Below are 22,065 nucleotides of genomic sequence, written 5' to 3'. Positions count from 1 at the left end.
ACGCGGGACCGGCGGCGCGTCGTCAGGCGGCCTCGTCCTCCTCCAGGAGGTTGTCGGCGTCGACGATCCGGTAGGCGTAGCCCTGTTCCGCGAGGAAGCGCTGGCGGTGGGCGGCGAAGTCCTGGTCGATGGTGTCGCGGGCGACGACGGAGTAGAAGCGGGCCTCGTGGCCGTCGGCCTTGGGGCGCAGGACGCGGCCGAGGCGCTGGGCCTCCTCCTGGCGGGAGCCGAAGGTGCCGGAGACCTGGATGGCGACGGTGGCCTCGGGCAGGTCGATGGAGAAGTTGGCGACCTTGGAGACGACCAGGACGGAGATCTCGCCGTTGCGGAAGGCGTCGAAGAGCTTCTCGCGCTGCGCGTTGGTGGTCTCGCCCTTGATCACGGGCGCGTCCAGGTGCTCGCCCAGCTCGTCGAGCTGGTCGATGTACTGCCCGATGACCAGCGTCTGCTGCCCCTTGTGCTTGGCGACCAGCGCCTCGGTGACCCGCCGCTTGGTCGCGGTCGTCGCGCAGTAGCGGTACTTCTCCTCCGGCTCGGCCGTCGCGTACGCGAGCCGCTCGGAGTCGGTCAGATTGACCCGGACCTCGACGCAGTCGGCGGGCGCGATGTAGCCCTGCGCCTCGATCTCCTTCCACGGCGCGTCGAACCGCTTCGGCCCGATCAGCGAGAAGACATCCGACTCGCGGCCGTCCTCGCGCACCAGCGTCGCGGTCAGCCCGAGCCGCCGCCGCGCCTGGAGGTCGGCGGTGAACTTGAAGACCGGCGCGGGCAGCAGATGCACCTCGTCGTAGACGATCAGCCCCCAGTCGCGGGAGTCGAACAGCTCCAGGTGCGGATAGACGCCCTTCCGCTTGGTCGTCAGCACCTGGTACGTCGCGATCGTGACCGGCCGGATCTCCTTGCGCGTACCGCTGTACTCGCCGATCTCGTCCTCGGTCAGCGACGTCCGCTTGACCAGCTCGCTCTTCCACTGCCGGGCCGAGACCGTATTCGTCACCAGGATCAGCGTGGTCGCCTTGGCCTCCGCCATCGCGCCCGCGCCGACCAGCGTCTTGCCGGCGCCGCAGGGCAGCACGACGACACCGGAGCCGCCGTGCCAGAAGCCGTCCACGGCCTGCTTCTGGTACGGGCGCAGCGCCCAGCCGTCCTCGCGCAGGTCGATCGGGTGCGCCTCGCCGTCCACGTACCCCGCGAAGTCCTCGGCGGGCCAGCCGAGCTTGAGCAGCACCTGCTTGATCTGGCCGCGCTCGGAGGGGTGCACCTGCACCGTGTCCGGGTCGATCCGGGCGCCCACCAGCGGCTGGATCTTCTTCGACCGCAGGATCTCCTCCAGCACCGGCCGGTCGGTGGTGGTCAGCACCAGTCCGTGCGCGGGGTGCTTGCTCAGCCGCAGCCGCCCGTAGCGGTCCATCGTCTCGGCCACGTCGACCAGCAGCGCGTGCGGGACCGGGTAGCGCGAGTACTCGACCAGCGCGTCCACCACCTGCTCGGCGTCGTGCCCGGCCGCCCGCGCGTTCCACAGGCCGAGCGGGGTGAGCCGGTAGGTGTGGATGTGCTCGGGGGCGCGCTCCAGCTCCGCGAAGGGCGCGATCGCGCGGCGGCAGGCGTCGGCCTGTTCGTGGTCGACCTCCAGGAGGAGCGTTTTGTCGCTCTGCACGATGAGACAGGACACGCATTACCTCCACGGACGGGATCGAACAGAGAATTGTACTGCGAATGGCCGTCACGGCTGCGTGTCGCGGTTCACCCGGACGGCGGCCAACCCTGGGCGTGTTTGTTCGCCATTCGTGCGAAACTCCCGAGCCACGCTTCGTGGCGCTCGGCGCGTCGCGGAACGCCTGCGGTTATCTGCCCGCTATGGACAACCAACCGTCCCCCACCCCTGCCGATTCCTCCGCCACCGATTCCGCGGCCGCCGCCGCGCCGCGTGAGCGCCGACCGCTGCGCGCCGTCGCCGCGTCCACGGTCGTCGTCGGCGCGGCCGTGATGGCCGCGGCCGGACTGCTGCTGCCCGGCTCGGCCGGCGCCGCGTCGAACGACGGCTACGGTTCGCCGTCCTACACGGACACGGGCTGGTCGTCGCCGCCGGACACCGACACGGGCTGGTCCTCGCCGCCCGACACGGGCTGGCCGTCGCCGAGCGACAGCGAGTCGTGCTCGCCCACGCCGTCGACGACCCCTCCCACCACGCCTCCCACCACTCCGCCGACGACCCCGCCGACCACTCCGCCTACGACGCCCCCCACGACCCCGCCGACGACTCCTCCGACCACGCCCCCCACAACTCCTCCCACGACCCCGCCTACGACCCCTCCGCCGACGACGCCCCCCACGACCCCGCCTACGACCCCTCCGACGACGCCCCCCACGACCCCGCCGACCACACCCCCCACAACTCCACCGACGACCCCGCCCACGACTCCTCCGACCACGTCGTCCACGCCTCCGACCTCGCCTCCGACGACGCCCCCGAGCACCCGTCCCGGGACGCCGAGCACGCCCGCGACACCGGGTACGCCGTCGACGACGACGCCCGGGCAGCTGCCGCACACCGGCTCCGACGGGACTGAGTGGCTGGCCGCGGCGGCGGCCGGCGCCTTGGGCATCGGCGGACTGTTCGTGGCGGCGACGCGCCGTCGCGGCCGGCACGGCTGAACTCCCGCACCCCTGACGGGTATCGGCCGCCGCAGCGCCGACGCGTACGGCGTACGGCGGCCGAGCCCGGGTATGCGGCGTCTTGACGGTGCCCGCCGGAGGCACCCGTACGAGGGGGGGCAAGGGGCCCATGGCGGCGAAGGCCGGGAAGCAGCCCGGAAAGCCCGGAAGGACGTTCGGCGTCGGCAGGCGCGCCGGGACGGCGGCCGCCGGCAAGGCGGCGGCGAAAGCGCCCGCGAAGCCGGCCGGGGAGGCGCGGACCCGTACGAAGGCCGCACCGGCCCCGTCCGCCGGCCGGACGTTCCCGCTCTGGCCCAAGGCGTGGACGGCCTCCCGGTCGGCCCCCGGACCCGCGACGAAGGCGAAGCCCGCGTCAAAAGCGCGGCCCGCGGCCGCGAAGAAGCCCGGCCCCCCGGCCAAACCCAAGCCCAGGACCAGGCCCGCGCCCGCCCCGCGCACCCCCCAGCAGCCGCCCACCACCCCGCTGCTGCAACGCCGTTCCTGGTACGCGACCCTCGCCCGCGTCCTCGTCCTCACCGTCGCGATCGTCTGCATGGTGGCCTTCGCCGTGGCGCTGGCGAAGGTCACCCTCGTGCCGTCACCGTCGTCGGACGCGCTGATCCACACCAATCTCAAGCCGGGCGACTCGATCAGGGCCTATCTCGACCAGCCCAATGTGCGCGACACCGTCAAGCAGATCGGCGGCAACATCCTGCTCGGCGTGCCCTTCGGCATTCTGCTGCCGGTGCTGTTCCCCAAGGCGCGCGGCCTGCTGCGCGTCGCGGTGCTGACCGCGCTGGTGATGCTGCTGGTCGAGACGACACAGGGCGCGATCGTCGAGGGCCGCGCCTTCGACATCGACGACGTCATTCTCAACACCTCGGGCGCCCTGATCGGCTACCTGCTGCTGGGCCTGCGCCTCGGCCGCGCCCTCCACCCGCGCCGCAGGCACTGGTGGCACCGCTGGTTCGGCGGCCAGGAGCGGGCCAGGCAGCGCGCGGCGGCCCGCAGCGCGCGGGAGGCCGAGCGGGAAGCCGCGCGGGACACGGCACGCCCCCGGGAACGCAGCAGGCTCAGGCAGAGTCCTCGGCCAGTTCCGAGACGCCCGTGACGCGGTGCAGCGCGAAGGTCCGCATCTCGTCCACGGTGTGGTCGTACGCGGTCACATAGCCGCCCTCCACCCGGACCGGCGCGATCACCCGCTGGCTGGCCGAGCCCTCGGCGTTGACGTAGCCGATCCACAGCGACTCGCCGCTGAGCACCGCGGCCTGCATGGTGGCGAGCGTGTCGGCCGCGGGCGTACGCGGCAGGCCGTCACCCGAGGCGGCGCCCGTCGAACCCGTGGTGGGCGCCGCGGAATCGGCGGGGGAGCGTCGGACGGCCGTGGACGCGCGGTCGCCCGCGCGGATCGCCTTCACCGCGGCCCCCAGCAGCGGCCCCGCCGGCACCGGCGGCCCGTCCGTGACCGGCGCCGGCGGCGTACGCGGCGGGGTGCGGCGGGCGTCGGCCCGGGTGATCAGCACATCCCCGTCGGCGGATTCCGCGGCCGGGGCCAGACCCATCGAGCGCAGCTTGTCCAGCAGCACGCCCGGCTCCGACTGCGCCGCGAGCACCGTCGGCGCCAGGCGGCGCAGGCCGAGCCCGGCCGCGCGCCGGTCCGCCAGCAGCTCGGTGAGCAGCGCGTCGTCGTCGCAGCGCAGATACGCCGAGGCCGCGCCGACCCGCAGCGTGCCGTGCCTGCGCGCCACGTCGTCGATCAGATAGCTGAGCGGCTGCGGCACCGGGGTGCGCGAGTGCGCGGTGAGGAAGTCCTGCAGTTCGGCGGCGGTCCGCCCGGCGTCCAGGGCGCGGCGCACCGACTCCGGTGTGAAGCGGTAGACGGTCGCGCCGCCCTTGGACTCGATGTCGGCCAGCACCCCGAGGGTCTCGGCGAGCGGAGCCATCAGCGGGCCGGGCGCCACCGCCGTGAGGTCAGCCTGGAGCAGCACATGGTCCAGCGGTTCCGGCAGCAGCGGCCCCAGCAGACCGGCGGCGGCGACGGTGGCGGCCGACAGTTCGGCGGCGGAGTGCCAGGCCAGCAGCGGCCTGGCGTGCGCGGCGAGCGCGCCGCGCCCGGTCAGGCCCAGATTCTCGGCGTCCTGGAGCGTCCAGCGCAGCAGGTCCGCGCGCAGCGCGTCGGCGCCGGGCCGCAGCGGCCTGTCCCAGCGCAGCCGGGCCAGCAGCTCGTCGGGCGCGGCGGCCGAACCCGGCGGCAGCTCGGCCAGTATCCGCAGGGTGCGGCGGCGCACCCGGGGCGCGAGCGAACGGTCCAGGTCGGGGCCGAGCGCGGACAGCGCGCGCCCCTTGGCGTCCCGGGTGCCGACCACGCCCGGCGTGCGGGTCGCGGTCAGCCAGGCCGCGGCCAGCGCCGCCCAGCGCTCCTGCGCGGGCTGTTGCAGCCACAGGTCGGCGGCGGGCGTCGGCGCGTACGCCTCGTCCACCTCGCCGTCGGTGGCGATCAGCCCGGCCGCGTAGGCCAGTTCGAGCCAGAAGGCGGCCTGCGGCTCGGTCAGGTCCAGGGCGGTCGCGGTCCGCTTGAGGTCGCGGACGCTGATGCCGCCCGCGCGCAGCACGGCAGGGCCGCCGGTCTGCCACTCGCGCAGCAGCTCGCCGACCGTGCCGACCGCCGTGAGCGCCTGCCCGGCCGCCGTCAGGTCCACCGTCCGCTCGGTGCGCGGCACCGGCGTCACCGCGGGCGGCGTCGGCTCGGGCGTGCGGTGCGCCCGGCCGCCGCGCAGGCTCAGCGCCGCCTCGCGCGGCAGCAGCACATTGTGCTGCCCGGCCGGCAGCAGCAGGCCGCGCGCCAGCAGCCACTGCACGGGTGTGACGGCGTCGGCCGCCCGTACCGGCACCGTCGCGTCCCGCACCTCGCCGTACGGCGGCCCCCACACCAGCCGGTCGAGCACCGCGCGCGCGTCGTCCGGCGCGCTCCCCACCAGCGCGGCCGTCCGTACGCCGTCCGCGAAGAGCCCGGCCAGCGCGGTGACGGCGCTCATCGGGTCGTGGGTGGCGGGCAGCCCCGCGTCGGCGAGGATCTCCTGGAGCCGGGACGGCGACATGCCCGCCGTCGCCTCGCTCACGGACGGGCCGAGGCCGGTCGCGGACGGCACCGTGGCGGCCGGCGCCAGCACGTCGCGCGCGGTGCGCACCAGCCGCAGCCGGTCGTCGCCGCCCCACAGCAGCGCCCGCGCCCGCAGCACGTCCACCGCGCGCGGCAGCGCGGCCGTCACCGCCTCGACGGTCTCCGGCGGCAGCGGTTCGCCGTGCGCGGCGGGCCCGGGACCGCCGGTCAGCAGCGTGAGCAGTGTCGCGTACGGGCACGGGTCGGCGGTGACCGCCAGCGCCTCGGCGACCTGCTGGGTGAAGCGGTCCAGGTGCTCCAGCGCGCGTACGACCGAGGTCCGGGTGGAGGCGCGGGTGGCGAGCTGCGTCAGGTCGTTCGGAACGGGGCTCAGCAGGTCCGGCCGGGCGCGCAGCAGCCGGACCAGCGCCTCGTCGTCACGTGCGCGCAGGTCCTCCGCGAGCGTGCGCGGGGCAGAGCCTTGGCCTCCGGTCGTCATCCGTCCCACATTAGCCCCCTCGGCCGCGGGCACCGGCCCGTCGCGCGCGCCCCGGCGGCGCTCGCACCAGGGCTGAGGGTTCGAAAATCCGGGCGCGGGCGCGGGGTGACGACAGTCACGACGGCGGACGGGTACGGTCGTGGTGCGGTGCCGGGCGCGGGCCGGAGAAACCGGCGGGAGAAGGGGGCTTGGCGGTGGGCGTCGAGAGCGACCGGATGGTGTTCGACTACCTCAGCCGGGTCGGCGATCTCGCGCAGGCCGCGCTGCCCGCCTCCCAGCGCATGCGGCTCGTCGCGCAGCTCCGCGACGACATCGACCGCGAGCGCAAGGGCAGCGACAGCCCGGCGACCGTACGGCGCATCCTCGGACGGATCGGCAGCCCCGACGAGGTCGTGGAGGCGGCGGCCGGCGGCACGTCCCCGGCTTCCGCCGGACTCTCCGACGGCCCCTCGCCCGCGGCGACGGCGGGCCCGTACGGCCCCTACGCCGTACCGAAGACCCGCGCGCCCGGCGACGGTCCCGCCCGGCCCGACCTGGACAAGCCCCGGGCGCAGGGGCGCGGCACGGGGGAGTGGTGGCAGCGCGGCGGGCCCGGCGACGGGCGGCTGCGGCCGGGCGACGAGCTGACCGGCCTGCCCGGTATGACCGGCGGCGTCTTCATCCCGCTGGACGACGAGGAACTGGACGACGCCGGGGGCCCGGCGAAGGCGCCGCGACGCCTGCCCGCCGCGATCGAGGCGGCGGCGGACGAGGACGACGCCGGGGCCGACGACGCCTACGAGGAGGACGTGGCCGCGCCCCGGCCGCGCCGCCGCCTGCTGCCGCGCCGCGGCGGCCCCCGTACGGTCGCCTGGGCGCCGCTGCCGCTGCTCGCCGCCGGGCTGCTGATCGTCGGCGCGGTCATCGGCTCGCTGATCCCGCTCGGCCTCGGCTGGCTCACGGGCTACCTCTCCCGCCAACTCACCCGCAAGCAGGCCAAATTCGGCATCCTCGGCATTCCCGGCGCCACCGCCGTCGGCATGATCGTCTGGGTCTGGGGCCGCGACGCCGGCAAATGGGGCGACCCCATCGCGCAGGGCCAGATGGGCCAGGCGTTCCAGGACGCCTACCCCGCCACGATCCGCATCGCGGCCGTCGGCTCGGCCCTCTACCTGCTGTGGCGGGCCCGCCGCCCGGCGTGAGTGCCCCTTGTGGGGCACCCCGGAAACCGTTTGACCTGTCGGGAGACAATGGTCGGCGTGACGACGAACCGCGACCTCGTACCGCCCAAGCCCGCGCAGCTCACCGTCGGGTTCGACCTCGACATGACGCTGATCGACTCGCGCCCGGGGATCAAGGCCGTCTACGACCGGCTCGTCGTGGAGACGGGCGTGTGGATCGACACGGACCTGGTGGTGTCCCGGCTGGGGCCGCCGCTGGACGACGAACTGGCCAACTGGTATCCGCAGGAGCGGGTCGCGGAGGTCGCCGACCTCTACCGGGAGCTGTACCCGGACCACGCGATCGCCCCGACGCCCGCGATGCCCGGCGCGGTCGAGGCGGTGGCGGCGGTACGGGCCGCGGGCGGCCGGCCGGTGGTCGTCACCGCGAAGTACGGCCCGAACGCCGAACTGCACCTGGCCCACGTCGGCATCGACGCCGAGCTGCGCGGCTGGCTGTGGGCCGAGGCGAAGGCGGAGGCGCTGACCGAGTACGGCGCGAGCGTCTACGTCGGCGACCACATCGGCGACGTCCGCGGTGCCCGCAAGGCGGGCGCGCTGTCGGTCGCGGTGGCCACCGGCCCGTGCGACGCGGCGGAACTGCGCGAGGCGGGCGCGGACGTCGTCCTGAACGACCTCACCGAATTTCCCGCCTGGTTCGCGGCGCACACGGCGACGGCCGCCTGAGCCGCGGCCGTCACCCCGTGCTCCGTACCGCGAGCCCCGGCTAGCGGCGCGGGGCCGCGGCCTGCCGTTGCGCCAGCGCGGACCGCAGCAGCCCGCACAGCGCGATCGCCAGACCCACCCCCATCAGCATCGACACGAAATACGCGGGCGTCGGCAGGGTGCTCGTGCCCAGCAGCAGCGGCGCGACGGTGACGAGGGTGCCGACCGCGCCCACGAGGAAGACGACGGCGCCGGTACGGACCAGGAGGTCACCGGGGCCCATGGTTTGTTTGCTCACCGGACAAGGGTAGATCCGTTCAGGGGGCGGTCGAGCGGCCGGGGAACGGGACCTTGGCGTCTTGTCACACAGCACCAGGCCATTAGCCTTGGTGCCAGCGGGTCTCCGATGGACCCGCTGATGTCTTATTCGGAGTCGTTTCGAGCAATGAGGACGAGGTCGGACGTGCCTACCGGCAAGGTCAAGTGGTTCAACAGCGAGAAGGGCTTCGGCTTTCTCTCCCGCGATGACGGCGGCGACGTCTTCGTGCACTCGTCGGTGCTGCCTGACGGAGTCGCTGCACTCAAGCCCGGCCAGCGCGTGGAATTCGGCGTCGTCGCAGGTCAGCGCGGTGATCAGGCGCTTTCCGTGACTCTTCTGGACCCGGCGCCCTCGGTCGCGGCGGCACAGCGCCGTAAACCCGATGAGCTGCTCCCGATCGTTCAGGATCTGACCACGCTGCTCGAAGACGTCGCGCGTTCCCTGCAACGCGGCCGCTATCCCGACAAGGCCCATGGACACAAGATCGCCTCGGTGCTGCGGGTGGTCGCCGACCAGCTCGACGTATGAGCGCCGCCCGTATGGGAGTTGGCCGCTTTTAGCGGTGCTTTGCCGGAAGCTCTCCTTCCGGCAAAGCACCGACGCACTCAAGGGCCGAAGTCAACGGCCGAAGTCGCCCGGTGAATTCCGGCCAGTCGGCAAAACAATCGGTCAGAAAGCGAGCGCGTCAGGACCGAGCGGCGGCACCAGGCCCTCGGCCGCGGCCCGCGTCAACAGCCCGCGTACGGCGGCGTATCCGTCCTCGCCCAGATCCGCCGTGAACTCGTTGACGTACAGCCCGATGTGCTGGTCCGCGACCGCCGGGTCCATTTCCTGCGAGTGCGCCAGCACGTAGTCGCGCGACGGCTCCGGGTCGTCCCACGCCATCCGCACCGAGGTGCGGGCCGCCTCGGCGAGCGCGTGCAGCCGCTCCTTGCCGAGCGAGCGCTTGGCGATGATCGCGCCCAGCGGGATCGGCAGCCCGGTGGTCGCCTCCCAGTGCTCGCCCATGTCGGCGAGCTTGTGCAGGCCGTAATTCTGGTACGTGAAGCGCGCCTCGTGGATCACCAGGCCCGCGTCCACCCGGCCGTCCCGTACCGCGGGCATGATCTCGTGGAAGGGCAGCACCACGATCTCGCCGACGCCACCCGGCACCTGGTCCGCCGCCCACAGCCGGAACAGCAGATACGCCGTCGAGCGCTCGCTCGGCACCGCGACCGTCTTCCCCGACAGGTCCGCCCCCGTACCGCTGCCCGCGTCCTTGGTGAGCACCAGCGGACCGCAGCCGCGGCCCAGCGCGCCGCCGCAGGGCAGCAGCGCGTACTCGTCGAGCACCCACGGCAGCACCGCGTACGACACCTTGAGCACGTCCGACTCGCCGCGCTCGGCCATCGCGTTGGTGATGTCGATGTCGGCGAAGGTCACGTCCAGCGGCGGCGCGTCCGGCACCAGACCGTGCGCCCACGCGTGGAAGACGAAGGTGTCGTTGGGGCAGGGGGAGTACGCGATCCGCAGGGCGGTCTCGCTCCCGGCCGTGCCCGGGTCCGCGCTGTCAGCGGTGTCAGTCGTCATGTGTCGCTTCAACCTCCAAGGCGGCCGGGAGCTTCCCGAACGCCGCCGTCAGGGCCGCCAACGCGTCGCCGATCCGCCACGCGTCCCGGTCCCGGGGCCCGACGGTGTTGGACACCGTACGGATCTCCAGGCACGGTACGCCGCAGGCCGCCGCCGCCTCCGCCACCCCGAAACCCTCCATCGCCTCGGCGACGGCGTGCGGGTGACGGCCGGTCAGTTCCGCGGTGCGCTCGGCGCTGCCGGTCACCGTGGACACCGTCAGCAGCGGGCCGTAGGCGGCGCCCAGCGCCCGCGCCACGTCCCGGCTCAGCCGCGCGGGCGGCCGGTGCTCGCCGACGCCGAAGCCCAGCTCGGCGACCGGCACGAAACCCTCCGGGGTCTGCGCGCCCAGATCGGCCGCCACGATCGTCTCCGCGACCGTCACATGGCCGACCGGCGCGACCGGTGCGAAACCGCCGGCGATCCCGGCACTGATCACCAGGTCGTACGGCTCGCCCGCCGCCTCGGCGCGGGCCAGCGCGACGGCGGTGCCGGCCGCGGCGGCGGCCTGGCCGACCCCGGCGGCGATCACCCGCACCGCGTCCAGGGCCTCGGCCGTCTCCAGCCGCGCCGCCTCGACGGCCACGCGCTCGGCGTCCACCGCCGTGACCACCAGCAGCCGCCGGGGGCGGGGCGCGGCGGGGCCGGCGTGGGCCGCGGCGGGCGTGCCGTGATGGGCCGCGGGCCGGCCGTCGCCCGGGTCCGGGACGGACCGGTCCGCCGTCACTTGCCGCGGACGAGCTTGATCTTCCAGATGCCGTACGTCTTCTGACCGGTCAGGTCACCGGACTGGACGATGTTCAGCGTGACGTCCTTGACCGGGGCGGACTGGCCGGTCTGCGGGTCCTGCTGGGTGAAGAGCGTGGCGCTGTCGAGCGTCCAGTACGTCTTGTCCTTGAGCAGTTCCTGCGTGACCAGTTGGGTGCCGTCGGCGATCAGCCAGCCCTTCTTCGCCAGCTTCGGGTCGACGCCGATCCGCACCTTGTCGCCGAGGCCCACCGTGATGTGGTGCTTCGGGGCCGCCGTCAGGCACGCCTCGAAGATCGTCTGCGGGAGCAGCTTGCCGTGGGCGTAGCACTTGTCCACGGCTTCCGCGGTCACGGACTTGCCGCCCACGGTCACGGTTGCCAGGGGGGTCGGCTTGTCGCAGGCGGTCAGGGCGACGAGCCCGAGGGAGATGGCACCGATGGTGGTGGCAGCGCGGCGAATGCTCATGGCAGGAGGCTACCGGGCGGTTGCCCCCGCGCTGCGCGGGGGTGGGACGTGTCCCCGTACCTGCCGGAGACACGTCGTGGCACTGGCCGCAGACACGTCGTGGCACCGGCAGGACCCGCGCGCTACGCCACCCGGGCCGAGGCCGCGTTGCCGCCGCGCCGGGCCGCGCCGAACAGGCCGCGTATCGACACCAGGAAGGCCGTCAGCACCAGGCAGGCGGCGACCGACATGCCCAGCGGGCCGTTCAGCGGGAGGACGATGCCGAGGCCGCCGCCGACCACCCAGGCCAGTTGGAGCGCGGTCTCGGAACGGGCGAAGGCCGAGGTCCGCACCGTCTCCGGCACGTCCCGCTGGATCAGCGCGTCCAGCGACAGCTTCGCCAGCGCCTGCGAGATGCCCGCGACGGCCGCCGCCGCCGCGACGGTGACCAGCCCGTACCAGGTGGCCGCCGCGACCGCCGCGGCCAGCGACAGGATCAGCGCGCTCGCGATGATGATCTCCGGGCCGCGCGCCTTGAGCCACGCGCCGAGCGCCGTACCGAGCGCGTTGCCGGCGCCCGCCGCGACCACCACCGCGCCCAGCGAGGTGGCCGCCGTCAGCCCGCCCAGCGGATGCTCGCGCAGCATGAAGGCCAGGAACATCGTCAGGAAACCGGACAGCGAGCGCAGCCCGGCGTTGCCCTGGAGCGCGTGCAGCACGGAGGAACCGACGCCCAGCAGGCTCGGCTTCTTGCCCGGGATGCCCGAGGGCTCCGCGGGCGCCTCCTCGTCGGCCGACAGCCGCGCCTTGCGCTCGCCGCGCGACGAATCGACCTTCGAGTCCAGCGACATCGACAGCAACGCGCCGCAGACGAAGATCACGAAGGCCCCGTAGAGCGGCCACTGCGGCCCGATGGCGTGCAGGCCGGCGCCGATCGGCGCCGCGATGCTCGTCGCCAGCAGACCGGCGAGCGTCACCCGCGAGTTGGCCTTCACCAGCGTCGTTCTGTCCGGCAGTAGTCGTGGCACCACGGCGCTGCGCACCACGCCGTACGCCTTCGACGACACCAGGACGCCCAGCGCCATCGGGTACAGGCCCAGGCCCGCGGAGCTGATCACCCCCGCCATCGTCCAGGCCAGCACACCGCGGGCCAGCATCGACATCGCCATGGCGGCGCGCCGACCGTGCTGCAACCGGTCGAGCAGCGGGCCGATCACCGGGGCGAGCAGCGCGAAGGGCGCCATCGTCACCAGCAGATAGAGCGCGACCCGGCCGCGTGCCTGGCCGGTCGGCGCCGAGAAGAACACCGAACTGGCGAGCGCGATCGTGATCAGCATGTCGCCCGCCGAGTTCACGGCGTGCAGTTCGATCAGTTTCGCGAGTCCCGACTCGCCCGCGCCGCCCGCGTGTGTCGAGCGACGGATACGACGGCGCACGGCACCGCCGGACCGCCCCACGCCATTCGCGAGGGCGCGTCCGGCCCTGCGCACGGGCCCTGGGCCCGCAGTCACCGTTCGTGCCACGACAGCAATCCTGCCCCAATCGGAAGAGCACGCACCCCTTGCTTTGCGCACGTGCTGCGCACAGGTAGCGTGCGATCGCGCAGAATGGGTGGCAACAGGTGCGCCCGGAGACGCTCGGGCAGGACCACGAGGCAGGAAACGAAGGCAGGCAACGAAGGCGTCGAAGCGGTCCGCAGGTCCGCTCCGCCCCGGTTGTCGGCCCCGGGACCCGCCCGGGTCCGTCGCGTCGCGGCGCACACGTGAGACGGCGTAGAGAGAGAAACGATTTCTGTGAGTGCTGCGATGCGAAGCCGTACCCCTGACCGCCTGTGCGCCGAGGCGGTCGATGTCGCGCTCGCCGTGACGGAGGAGGCGGCCGGGCCGCAGTCCGTCGGCGAGCACCTCGGGGTCGTGGCCGAGGGGGACCGCGTCGTCACGCACTTCTTCGCCTGCAAGGAGCCCGCCTACCGCGGCTGGCGCTGGGCCACCACCTTGACCCGGGCCTCCCGCGCCAAGGTCGTGACCATCGACGAAACGGTGCTGCTGCCCGGCGACGACGCCGTCCTCGCCCCCGAGTGGGTGCCGTGGAGCGAGCGGCTGCGCCCCGGCGACATGGGCCCCGGCGACCTGCTGCCGACCGAGGCGGACGACCTGCGCCTCGAACCGGGCTGGACGGGCGAGGACGACGAGCGCTTCCCCGGTTTCCCGGAGGGCGTCGGGCCTGAGGGGCCGGGCGCTTCCGACGGTGCCGAGACCTCCGGGGCCGAGGTCCCCGCGCAGGACTTCGTGGTGCCCACGCCCGCCACGATCAGCGCCGTCGCCGCCGAGTTGGGCATGGGGCGGCCCAGGGTGCTCTCCCGGTACGGGCTGCACGCGGCGGCCGACCGCTGGGAGGAGCAGTTCGGCGCCAAGACGCCGATGGCGCAGGCCGCGCCCGCCAACTGCGTCAGCTGCGGCTTCCTCGTCGCCATCAAGGGCTCGCTCAGCCAGGCGTTCGGGATCTGCGCCAACGAGTTCTCGCCCGCCGACGGCCGGCTCGTCTCGCTCTCCTACGGCTGCGGCGGCCACTCCGAGGCCGCGGTCATGCCCAAGACCCCGGCCCCGCCGCCCATGGTCCTCGACGACCTCGCCGAGACCGAGCCCCTCACCCTCCACCCCGACCGCACCGCCTCCGTCGACGACGAAGCTTCTCCTGCGGAGGAGCTGGGCCACTCGTAGCGCGAGGCCCGGCAGCCGCCGACGGCGGGTCACCCCCACAGGTGGGCCGATCGCCGAAATCCAAGTTGTACGGGTGGTGCGGGTGGGAAAAACGACCGCGCCGCAGGCGCGGGAAGGCCGCGCTTCGCGGGCTCGCCCCCCGGGGCGGTACGGTCGCCCCGACGAGGCCCGGCTGCGGGCCGCAGGAGCAACCCGGAGGGCGACGTGAGCCGCGCAGGGACAACCCGACCCACGGAAATCACGCACGCCTCGAGCGACCCCTTCGCCACCGCCGCCCTGCGCAAGGGCGTCCTCACCGCCTGGACCGCCTCAGCCGCCCGCTTCCGCGAAGACGCCAACGCCGAGGAAGACCTCGCCCTCGGCGGCTACCGCGACCGCCTCGTCGTGGAACTGGCCCAGAACGCCGCCGACGCCGCCGTCCGGGCCGGCGTCCCGGGCCGCCTCCGCCTGACCCTCCACGCGGGCGGCGAGGGCGACGACGCCCCCGCCCTCCTCGCCGCCGCCAACACCGGCGCCCCCCTCGACGCCGCCGCCGTCGAATCCCTGTCCACGCTGCGCGCCTCCGCCAAGCGCGACGACGGCGCCGCCGCCGTCGGCCGCTTCGGCGTCGGCTTCGCCGCCGTCCTCGCCGTCAGCGACGAACCGGCCGTCGTCAGCCGCACCGGCGGCGTCCGCTGGTCGCTGGCCGAGGCCAGGGCACTGGCCGCAGAAGTCCCCGGCCTGGACGACGAATTGCGCCGCCGCGACGGCCATGTCCCGCTGCTGCGGCTGCCGTTCGCCGCGGAGGGCAGCGCGCCCGACACGTACGACACCGTCGTGCTGCTGCCGCTGCGGGACGGCGCCGCGGGCGACCTCGCGGCCCGGTTGCTGGCCGGTGTGGACGACGCGCTGCTGCTGGCGCTGCCGGCCCTGTCCGAGGTCGTGGTGGAAACCCCGGACGGGGTAAGGACCCTGACCCGCCGTCAAGCGGAGGACGGAGCCGGAGGCCCCGGCGGCAGCGACGTGATCATCGAGGACAGCGCCCGCGACGGCGCCGCCCGCTGGCGGGTGGCGTCCGCGTCCGGCGCCCTTACCCCCGACCTGCTCGCCGACCGCCCGGTGGAGGAACGGCTGCGCCCGGTCTGGTCGGTGACCTGGGCCGTCCCCGTCGACGCGGACGGCGCCCCGGCCGCGCCCCGTACCGCGCCCGTCGTGCACGCCCCCACGCCCACCGACGAACCGCTCGGCCTGCCCGCGCTGCTGCTCGCCTCCTTCCCGCTCGACCCGGCCCGCAGGCGCGCCGCGCCCGGCCCGCTCACCGACTTCCTGCTGGCCCGCGCCGCCGCCTCGTACGTCCGGCTGCTCGCCGACTGGCGGCCGGTCGGCACCGGCCTCGTCGACCTCGTGCCGGGACCGCTCGGCAAGGGCGAGCTGGACGCCGAACTGCGCCGCGCGATCCTCGCGGAGCTGCCCCGTACCGCCTTCCTGCCGCGCGCCGCCGAGCCGCGCCCCGAAGCGGCCGAGGACACGGCCGACCCGACGCACGCCGGGCCCGACCCGTACGCCTGGGACGGCGGCGGCCCACTGGCCGGCGAGGGGCACGCACTGCGCCCCGTCGAGGCCGAGGTCGTGGAGGGCGCCACCGCGCAGGCCGTACGCGTCCTGGCCGAGGTGCTGCCCACGCTGGTGCCCGCCGCCCTCGAACGGCGGCCCGCACTGCGCCAGTTGGGCGTCGCCCGGCTCAGCCTCGCGGACGCCGTCGACCGCCTCGCGGGCACCGAACGCCCCGCGGACTGGTGGTGGCGGCTGTACGACGCGCTGGCCGGCACCGACCCCGACGTGCTCAGCGGCCTGCCCGTACCGCTCGCCGACGGCCGCACCGTCGTAGGGCCGCGCCAGGTGCTGCTGCCGGTGCCCGGGGACGACGACGCCCCGGACGGCGGCGCGTCACCCGTGGACCCCGCCGCGCTCGCCCGGCTCGGCCTGCGGGTCGCCCACGCCGACGCCGTACACCCGCTGCTGGAGAAGCTCGGTGCCGCCCCGGCGACCCCGCGCGCCGTCCTGACCACCCCCCAGGTGCGGGCCGCGGTCGCCGCCTCGCTGGACGACGAGGGCGCCGCCTGGGACGACGAGAACGCTCTGGACGCCGAGGAGTTGGCCGACACCGTGCTCGGCCTGGCCCGCGCCGCCGGACTCGCGCCCGGCGACGAGCCGTGGCTCGCCGCCCTCGCGCTGCCCGACGAGGACGGCGAATTGGCGCCCGCCGGTGAGCTGATCCTCCCGGGCAGCGCCCTGGAGTCGGTGCTCCGCGAAGGTGAACTGGCCGCCGTGGACGCCGAGTTGGCCGACCGCTGGGGCGAGCAGCCGCTCGCCGCCGTCGGGGTGCTCGCGACCTTCGCACTGGTCCGCGCCGCCGACGTCGTCCTCGACCCCGACGACCTCGAACCGCGCGACAGCGACTGGGCCGAGCCCGACGACGTCGGCCTGCTCGACGCCGTGGACGTGTGGTGCGAGGACGTCCTGGACCGGCTCCCGGAGACCGATGTGCCGCCGGTCGCCACCGAGGTCATCGGCGTCCGCGACCTGGACCTGGTGGACGACGACGCCTGGCCGCAGGCGCTGGCCCTGCTGTCCCGGCCGCCGCTGCGCGACGCGATCACCGCGCCCGTGCGTGTGCTGCTGCCCGACGGCACCACCGAATCCGTCCGCCCCTACGCCGCCTGGTGGCTGCGCGACCACCCCGTCATCGACGGCCGCAGCCCGGTCGGCCTGCGCGCGGCGGGCGGCGACCCGCTGCTCGCCGGGCTCTACGACGAGGCCGCCACCGGCACGGGCGTCGACGAGCAGGTGCTGCGCGCGCTCGGCGTCCGTACGTCGGTGCGCGCCCTGCTGGACGAGCCGGGCGGCGCCGCCGAGCTGCTGGCCCGCCTCGCCGACCCCGACCGCCCCGTCACCCCCGGCCAACTGCACCGCCTCTACGCGGCGCTGGCCGAACTCGACCCCGAACAGGTCACCCTGCCCGACGAATTGCGTGCCGTCGTGGACGGCGAACCGCGTGTGGTGGACGCCGCGGACGCGCTGGTCGCCGACGCCCCCGATCTGCTGCCGCTCGCCGGGGGCCGCGCGCTGCTGCCCGTACCGCCGCGGCTGGCCGCCGAACTCGCCGAGCTGTTCCAGGTGCCGCGGCTCGGTGAGGCGATCGAGGCGCGGGTGCTGTCCGAGGGCGAGCCGCACGACGTGCTGCCCGCCGTCCACGACCTGCTGCCCGGCGCGCCCACCAGCTACGTCGAGCACGAGGAGTTGCTGGTCACCGGCGACGTCGAGCTGTCCTGGCGCTATGTGGACGGCACCCTGCACGCCTCCACCGTGGAGGGCGTCGCCGCGGGCCTGGCCTGGGCCTGCGGCGCCTGGCACCGCCGCTTCGAACTCGCCGCCCTGCTCGAAGACCCCACCCGCACGGAGGAGTTGGCGATCGACCGCTGGTTCGACTGACGGGTCCCTACCGGGGTGCGACGGCGGTGCGGGAGCCACCTCACGCCGCGTCGCGGCGCCGCACCCAGGCCCACACGAACTCCAGCACCACACCGCCGGCCACCGCGATGCCGACCGCCGTCCACGGCATCTGCGTCCCCACCAGCTTCAGTGCGAAGAAGTCCTGCAACCACGGCACGACCAGCACGATGACGAAGCCGACACCCATCGCGAGCACCAGCCCGATCCGCCACCAGGTGTAGGGCCGGGCCACGATCGCCAGCACCCACACCTCCATGAGGAACAGCGTGAGCGTCGCCGCGCTGGTCTCCGCGTCCAGCGAGCCGCTGCCGGTGTAGTGGTGGCGGGCCAGCAGATACGTCAGCATCGCCGCGATGCCGCAGATGATGCCGGCGGGCGCCGAATAGCGCATCACGCGCCGCACGAAATGCGGCCTGGCCCGCTCCTTGTTGGGCGCCAGCGCCAGGAAGAACGCGGGCACGCCGATGGTCAGCGTGGACAGCAGCGTCAAGTGCCGCGGCAGGAACGGGTACGGCACCTGCCAGCACACCACCAGCACCGCGAGCAGCACCGAGTAGACGGTCTTGGTGAGGAACAGCGTGGCGACCCGGGTGATGTTGCCGATCACCCGGCGCCCCTCGGCGACCACCGAAGGCAGCGTCGCGAAGCTGTTGTTGAGCAGCACGATCTGCGCGACGGCCCGGGTGGCCTCCGAGCCGGAACCCATCGAGACGCCGATGTCGGCGTCCTTCAGGGCCAGCACGTCATTGACGCCGTCGCCGGTCATCGCGACATTGTGGCCGCGGGACTGGAGCGCGCCGACCATGTCCCGCTTCTGCTGCGGGGTGACCCGGCCGAAGACCGTGCCGTTCTCCAGCACCCGGGCCATCGCGCCCTGGTCGGTGGGCAGTTGGCGGGCGTCCACCGGCTCCTCGGCGCCCGGCAGCCCGAGCTTGCCCGCGACCGCGCCGACCGACACCGCGTTGTCGCCGGAGATGACCTTGGTCTGCACATTCTGCTCGGCGAAGTAGCGCAGGGTGTCGCCGGCGTCGGGCCGAAGCCGCTGTTCGAGGACCACCAGCGCGTACGGGGTGACGCTCTCGGCCACCCGCGGGTCGTCCAGCGCCCGGTCGGTACGGGCCAGCAGCAGCACCCGCAGGCCCTCGTTGTTGAGCTGGTCGATCTCGGCGAGCGAGGCGTGGCCGGCGGGCAGCAGCACGTCGGGCGCGCCCAGCAGCCACGTACTGCTGGTGCCGTCGGGCTCGTTGAAGGCGGCGCCGCTGTACTTGCGGGCGGAGCTGAACGGCAGCGCCTCGGTGCAGCGCCAGCCCGGCGCCGGACTGCCGTCCACGGCGTCGGCCGGCTTCGGGTAGGCGTCGATGATCGCCTGGAGGCTGGCGTTGGGGCGCGGGTCGGAGGCGCCGAGCGCGCTCAGCACCCGGGCGACGTGGTCCGGGTCGGCGCCGTCCAGCGGGCGCAGGTCCGAGACGTCCATGCCGCCCTCGGTGAGGGTGCCGGTCTTGTCCAGGCAGACGATGTCCACCCGGGCCAGGCCCTCGATCGCGGGCAGCTCCTGCACCAGGCACTGCTTGCGGCCAAGACGGATCACGCCGATCGCGAAGGCCACCGAGGTCAGCAGCACCAGCCCCTCGGGCACCATCGGCACGATGCCGCCGACCGTGCGGCGCACCGCCTCCCGGCCGTCGTGGCTCTCCACCGTGAACTGGCTGATGATCAGGCCGACCGCCGTCGGCACCATCATCCACATCACGTACTTGAGGATCTGGCTGATGCCGTTGCGCAGTTCGGAGTTGACCAGGGTGAAGCGGGACGCCTCGTCGGCGAGCTGCGCCGCGTACGCCTCCCGGCCGACCTTGGTGGCGGTGAAGGCGCCGCCGCCGGCGACCACGAAGCTGCCGGACATCGCCTGGTCGCCGGCCCGCTTGAGTACGGGATCGGCCTCGCCGGTCAGCAGCGACTCGTCGATCTCCAGGCCGTCGGCCTCCTCGATGACGCCGTCCACCACGACCTTGTCGCCGGGGCCCAGCTCGATCAGGTCGCCGAGGACGATCTCCGAGGTGTGGATCTCGGCCGACGCACCGTCCCGCCGCACCGACGGCTTGGCCTCGCCGATCACCGCCAGGCTGTCCAGGGTCCGCTTGGCGCGCAGCTCCTGGATGATGCCGATCGCGGTGTTGGCGACGATCACGAAGCCGAACAGGCCGTCCTGGATCGGGCCGACCACCAGGATGATCAGGAAGAGGAAGCCGATGATCGCGTTGAACCGGGTGAAGACATTGGCCCGGACGATCTCGGTCGTGGAGCGGGAGGAGCGTACCGGTACGTCATTGACCTCGCCGCGCGCCACGCGTTCGGCGACCTCGCCACTGGTCAGTCCCGTATTGCGGGTGACGACCTCGGTGTCCGTGCGTTCCGTCATGGGTCCGACGGTACGTGGCGCCCGGCGCTTCTACCCGGCGGAGGGCTCTTCCGGGCCGCGCGCCGCGGCGGCCCGGCGGATGGCGTCCCGCCGTGCGGTGACGTACTTCAGGCCGACCAGACCGAGCCCGGCCCCGGCCAGACAGGTCCAGATCAGCCAGGTGTGGCCGTGGTCGTCGTACCAGCCGTAGAAGGGGAGCTGCACGACGAAGAGCACCGCCCAGACGATGGTGCCGACCGTCACGGTGGCCACGTCATTGGCCTCCAGCGGCTCCGGGGCCTCGCGCAGGGGCGTCCGCGTCTTGCTGCTGCTCATGCGCTCATCGTAGTGCGGGCCGGGGCCTTGCGACACCGGTGTCTACGCGCGGAGATGGTGTTTGACATGTTGTTTATTCATACTGAAACAGCCACGCCGTGGCTGATTCTGTTCGTATGAACATCCAAGTTGAGCACCCTGAGGACCCGTATGTCGCCCGCCGTCCCCGGCCTTGACCGCTATTTCCGGATCACCGAGCGCGGGTCCACTCTCCCGCGGGAGATCCGCGGCGGCCTCGCCACCTTCTTCGCGATGGCGTACATCATCGTGCTCAACCCGATCATCCTCGGCTCGGCCACCGACAAGTACGGCCACCACCTGGTCGGCGGCCAGCTCGTCACCGCGACCGTGATCACCGCGGCGCTCACCACCCTGCTGATGGGCGTCATCGGCAATGTGCCGATCGCGCTGGCCGCCGGGCTCGGCGTGAACACGGTGGTCGCCCTCCAGCTCGCCCCGAAGATGAGCTGGCCGGACGCGATGGGCATGGTCGTGCTCGCCGGTTTCGCGATCATGATCCTGGTCGCCACCGGACTGCGGGAGCGGGTGATGAGCGCGGTGCCGCTCGGCCTGCGCAAGGGCATCGCGATCGGTATCGGCCTGTTCATCATGCTGATCGGCCTGGTCGACTCCGGCTTCGTCACCCGTATCCCGGACGCCGCCCACACCACCGTCCCGCTGCAGCTCGGCGGTGATGGTCACCTCAACGGCTGGCCCGTGCTGATCTTCATCATCGGCACCCTGCTCACCCTGGCGCTGATCATCCGCAAGGTCGCGGGCGCGATCCTGATCTCCATCGTCGCGATGACGGTGCTCGCGGTGATCGTGGACGCCGTCGCCGACATCCCGGCCGCCAAGTGGGGCCTGACCGTCCCCAAGTGGCCCGGCAACCCCGTCGCCACCCCTGACTTCGGCCTCGTCGGCAAGGTCAGCCTCTTCGGCGGCTTCCAGCACGTCGGCGTCCTCACCGGTGTGCTCTTCGTCTTCACCGTGCTGCTGAGCTGCTTCTTCGACGCGATGGGCACCATCCTCGGCGTCAGCGACGAGGCCGACCTGCTGGACGAGAAGGGCGACCTGCCCGGCATGAACAAGGTGCTGATGATCGACGGCATCGCCACCGCCGTCGGCGGCGCCACTTCCTCGTCCGCCAACACCTGCTTCGTGGAGTCCACCGCGGGCGTCGGCGAGGGCGCCAGGACGGGCCTGGCCAGCATCGTCACCGGGCTGATGTTCGTGCTCGCGCTGTTCTTCACGCCGCTGGCCACCATGGTCCCGGCCCAGGCGGCCACGCCCGCCCTGGTCGCGGTCGGCTTCCTGATCCTGGCCGGGTCGGTCCGGGAGATCGACTGGAGCGACTTCACCATCGCGGTGCCGGCGTTCCTGACGATGGTGATGATGCCCTTCACCTACTCGATCACCAACGGCATCGGCATCGGCTTCCTGAGCTTCTGCCTGCTGCGGCTGGCCGCGGGCCGCGGGCGCGAGGTGCCGGTCGCGCTGTACGCGGTCTCCGCGGTCTTCGCCTTCTACTACCTGATGCCGGCGCTCGGCCTGCTCTGAGGGTCGCGGGCCGGGGCGGACGCGTTCAGGGGCCCGTCCTGCCCGTAGAAGCGTTCGGTCTCGTCGACCGCGGTCTTGAACCGCTCGTCGAAATCGTCGCGGACGAGCGCCTGGACGACATAGTCCTGGGCGCTCATTCCGCGTTTGGCGGCATGATCACGGATCCGGTCCCACAGGTCTGCGTCTATGCGCAGGCTGAGCACTCTCGATGCCATGTGCCAACGGTCGCCGCCCGGGGCGGTACCGCGGGAGGCTTTCGGCCGCCATCTCACCCGTATGGGTGAGATAAGGGCACATGAGGGTTGAGTGGGGCAGGCGT

General features: G+C 73.6%; 19 protein-coding genes. 9 read left to right on the top strand and 10 right to left on the bottom strand.

Features of this window, described 5'->3' with window-relative positions:
* Window positions 1-22: 22 nt before the first annotated feature.
* On the bottom strand, window positions 23-1,672 hold the full coding sequence (locus BM076_RS22530; RefSeq protein WP_093715483.1) for a DNA repair helicase XPB: 1,650 nt from the start codon (window positions 1,670-1,672) through the stop codon (window positions 23-25).
* A gap of 481 nt (window positions 1,673-2,153) precedes the next feature.
* Here BM076_RS22530 and BM076_RS37660 point away from each other — a divergent pair, with 481 nt between their 5' ends.
* From BM076_RS37660 to BM076_RS38210, 3 genes are all read left to right on the top strand, one after another.
* The gene (locus BM076_RS37660) at window positions 2,154-2,570 is read left to right on the top strand and encodes a hypothetical protein (protein ID WP_245796228.1); all 417 of its coding nucleotides are present in this window, start codon (window positions 2,154-2,156) and stop codon (window positions 2,568-2,570) included.
* Window positions 2,542-2,655 (top strand): LPXTG cell wall anchor domain-containing protein, encoded by a 114-nt coding sequence (locus tag BM076_RS38325; RefSeq protein ID WP_407640698.1) that lies wholly within the window; start codon window positions 2,542-2,544, stop codon window positions 2,653-2,655. Before BM076_RS37660 ends, BM076_RS38325 begins: the two co-directional genes overlap by 29 nt.
* A 130-nt stretch (window positions 2,656-2,785) precedes the next feature.
* Entirely contained in the window at window positions 2,786-3,766 is a 981-nt protein-coding gene (locus BM076_RS38210) for a VanZ family protein (RefSeq protein WP_093715481.1), read from the top strand.
* Here BM076_RS38210 and BM076_RS22515 read toward each other — a convergent pair.
* A complete protein-coding gene (locus tag BM076_RS22515) occupies window positions 3,729-6,254 on the bottom strand; it encodes a helicase C-terminal domain-containing protein (protein WP_093715480.1) in 2,526 nt (841 codons plus the stop codon). The two genes, BM076_RS38210 and BM076_RS22515, sit on opposite strands and share 38 nt — an antisense overlap.
* Window positions 6,255-6,448: 194 nt before the next feature.
* Here BM076_RS22515 and BM076_RS22510 point away from each other — a divergent pair, with 194 nt between their 5' ends.
* Together BM076_RS22510 and BM076_RS22505 are read left to right on the top strand one after the other, a co-directional pair.
* Complete coding sequence (locus BM076_RS22510) at window positions 6,449-7,435, top strand: hypothetical protein (RefSeq protein ID WP_093715479.1); 987 nt, start codon at window positions 6,449-6,451, stop codon at window positions 7,433-7,435.
* Between the two features lie 48 nt (window positions 7,436-7,483).
* The gene (locus BM076_RS22505) at window positions 7,484-8,140 is read left to right on the top strand and encodes an HAD family hydrolase (RefSeq protein ID WP_093715478.1); all 657 of its coding nucleotides are present in this window, start codon (window positions 7,484-7,486) and stop codon (window positions 8,138-8,140) included.
* 40 nt (window positions 8,141-8,180) lie between these two features.
* Here BM076_RS22505 and BM076_RS22500 read toward each other — a convergent pair whose 3' ends face one another.
* On the bottom strand, window positions 8,181-8,417 hold the full coding sequence (locus tag BM076_RS22500; protein ID WP_407640692.1) for a hypothetical protein: 237 nt from the start codon (window positions 8,415-8,417) through the stop codon (window positions 8,181-8,183).
* Between the two features lie 165 nt (window positions 8,418-8,582).
* On the opposite strand from BM076_RS22500, the gene BM076_RS38205 reads away from it, so the two are divergent.
* On the top strand, window positions 8,583-8,966 hold the full coding sequence (locus BM076_RS38205; RefSeq protein ID WP_033173507.1) for a cold-shock protein: 384 nt from the start codon (window positions 8,583-8,585) through the stop codon (window positions 8,964-8,966).
* Between the two features lie 141 nt (window positions 8,967-9,107).
* On the opposite strand, the gene BM076_RS22490 is transcribed toward BM076_RS38205, so the two are convergent.
* The 4 genes from BM076_RS22490 to BM076_RS22475 all read right to left on the bottom strand — a co-directional run bounded on the left by BM076_RS22490 (window position 9,108) and on the right by BM076_RS22475 (window position 12,772).
* Window positions 9,108-10,007, bottom strand: coding sequence for a 1,4-dihydroxy-6-naphthoate synthase (locus tag BM076_RS22490; protein WP_093715476.1), 900 nt, complete (start codon window positions 10,005-10,007; stop codon window positions 9,108-9,110).
* On the bottom strand, window positions 9,997-10,632 hold the full coding sequence (locus tag BM076_RS22485; RefSeq protein ID WP_245796245.1) for a futalosine hydrolase: 636 nt from the start codon (window positions 10,630-10,632) through the stop codon (window positions 9,997-9,999). Before BM076_RS22485 ends, BM076_RS22490 begins: the two co-directional genes overlap by 11 nt.
* 137 nt (window positions 10,633-10,769) lie before the next feature.
* Window positions 10,770-11,261 carry a hypothetical protein gene (locus tag BM076_RS22480; RefSeq protein WP_093715475.1) on the bottom strand — a complete coding sequence of 164 codons (492 nt, stop codon included), beginning with the start codon at window positions 11,259-11,261 and terminating at the stop codon, window positions 10,770-10,772.
* Window positions 11,262-11,383: 122 nt separating this feature from the next.
* The gene (locus BM076_RS22475) at window positions 11,384-12,772 is read right to left on the bottom strand and encodes an MFS transporter (protein ID WP_407640697.1); all 1,389 of its coding nucleotides are present in this window, start codon (window positions 12,770-12,772) and stop codon (window positions 11,384-11,386) included.
* Between the two features lie 273 nt (window positions 12,773-13,045).
* Between BM076_RS22475 and BM076_RS22470 the strand changes: the two genes are divergently transcribed.
* Window positions 13,046-13,960: a DUF3027 domain-containing protein gene (locus BM076_RS22470; RefSeq protein ID WP_093715474.1), complete on the top strand. Its 915-nt coding sequence runs from the start codon at window positions 13,046-13,048 to the stop codon at window positions 13,958-13,960.
* Between the two features lie 204 nt (window positions 13,961-14,164).
* A complete protein-coding gene (locus BM076_RS22465; RefSeq protein ID WP_245796227.1) occupies window positions 14,165-17,431 on the top strand; it encodes a sacsin N-terminal ATP-binding-like domain-containing protein in 3,267 nt (1,088 codons plus the stop codon).
* 40 nt (window positions 17,432-17,471) lie between these two features.
* Here the strand turns inward: BM076_RS22465 and BM076_RS22460 are convergent, their stop codons facing one another.
* Together BM076_RS22460 and BM076_RS22455 are read right to left on the bottom strand one after the other, a co-directional pair.
* A complete protein-coding gene (locus BM076_RS22460; protein WP_093715473.1) occupies window positions 17,472-19,871 on the bottom strand; it encodes an HAD-IC family P-type ATPase in 2,400 nt (799 codons plus the stop codon).
* Between the two features lie 30 nt (window positions 19,872-19,901).
* A complete protein-coding gene (locus tag BM076_RS22455) occupies window positions 19,902-20,186 on the bottom strand; it encodes a DUF2530 domain-containing protein (RefSeq protein WP_093715472.1) in 285 nt (94 codons plus the stop codon).
* A gap of 150 nt (window positions 20,187-20,336) precedes the next feature.
* Between BM076_RS22455 and BM076_RS22450 the strand changes: the two genes are divergently transcribed.
* The gene (locus BM076_RS22450; RefSeq protein WP_093715471.1) at window positions 20,337-21,746 is read left to right on the top strand and encodes an NCS2 family permease; all 1,410 of its coding nucleotides are present in this window, start codon (window positions 20,337-20,339) and stop codon (window positions 21,744-21,746) included.
* Here the strand turns inward: BM076_RS22450 and BM076_RS22445 are convergent.
* Window positions 21,716-21,961 carry a ribbon-helix-helix protein, CopG family gene (locus BM076_RS22445; protein ID WP_093715470.1) on the bottom strand — a complete coding sequence of 82 codons (246 nt, stop codon included), beginning with the start codon at window positions 21,959-21,961 and terminating at the stop codon, window positions 21,716-21,718. The two genes, BM076_RS22450 and BM076_RS22445, sit on opposite strands and share 31 nt — an antisense overlap.
* Between the last annotated feature and the right edge of the window lie 104 nt (window positions 21,962-22,065).

The sequence above is a fragment of the Actinacidiphila alni genome (assembly GCF_900112845.1).
Classification (GTDB): domain Bacteria; phylum Actinomycetota; class Actinomycetes; order Streptomycetales; family Streptomycetaceae; genus Actinacidiphila; species Actinacidiphila alni.
Note: the sequence above shows the minus strand (reverse complement) of the source record. Positions and strands in the feature narration are given on the sequence as shown.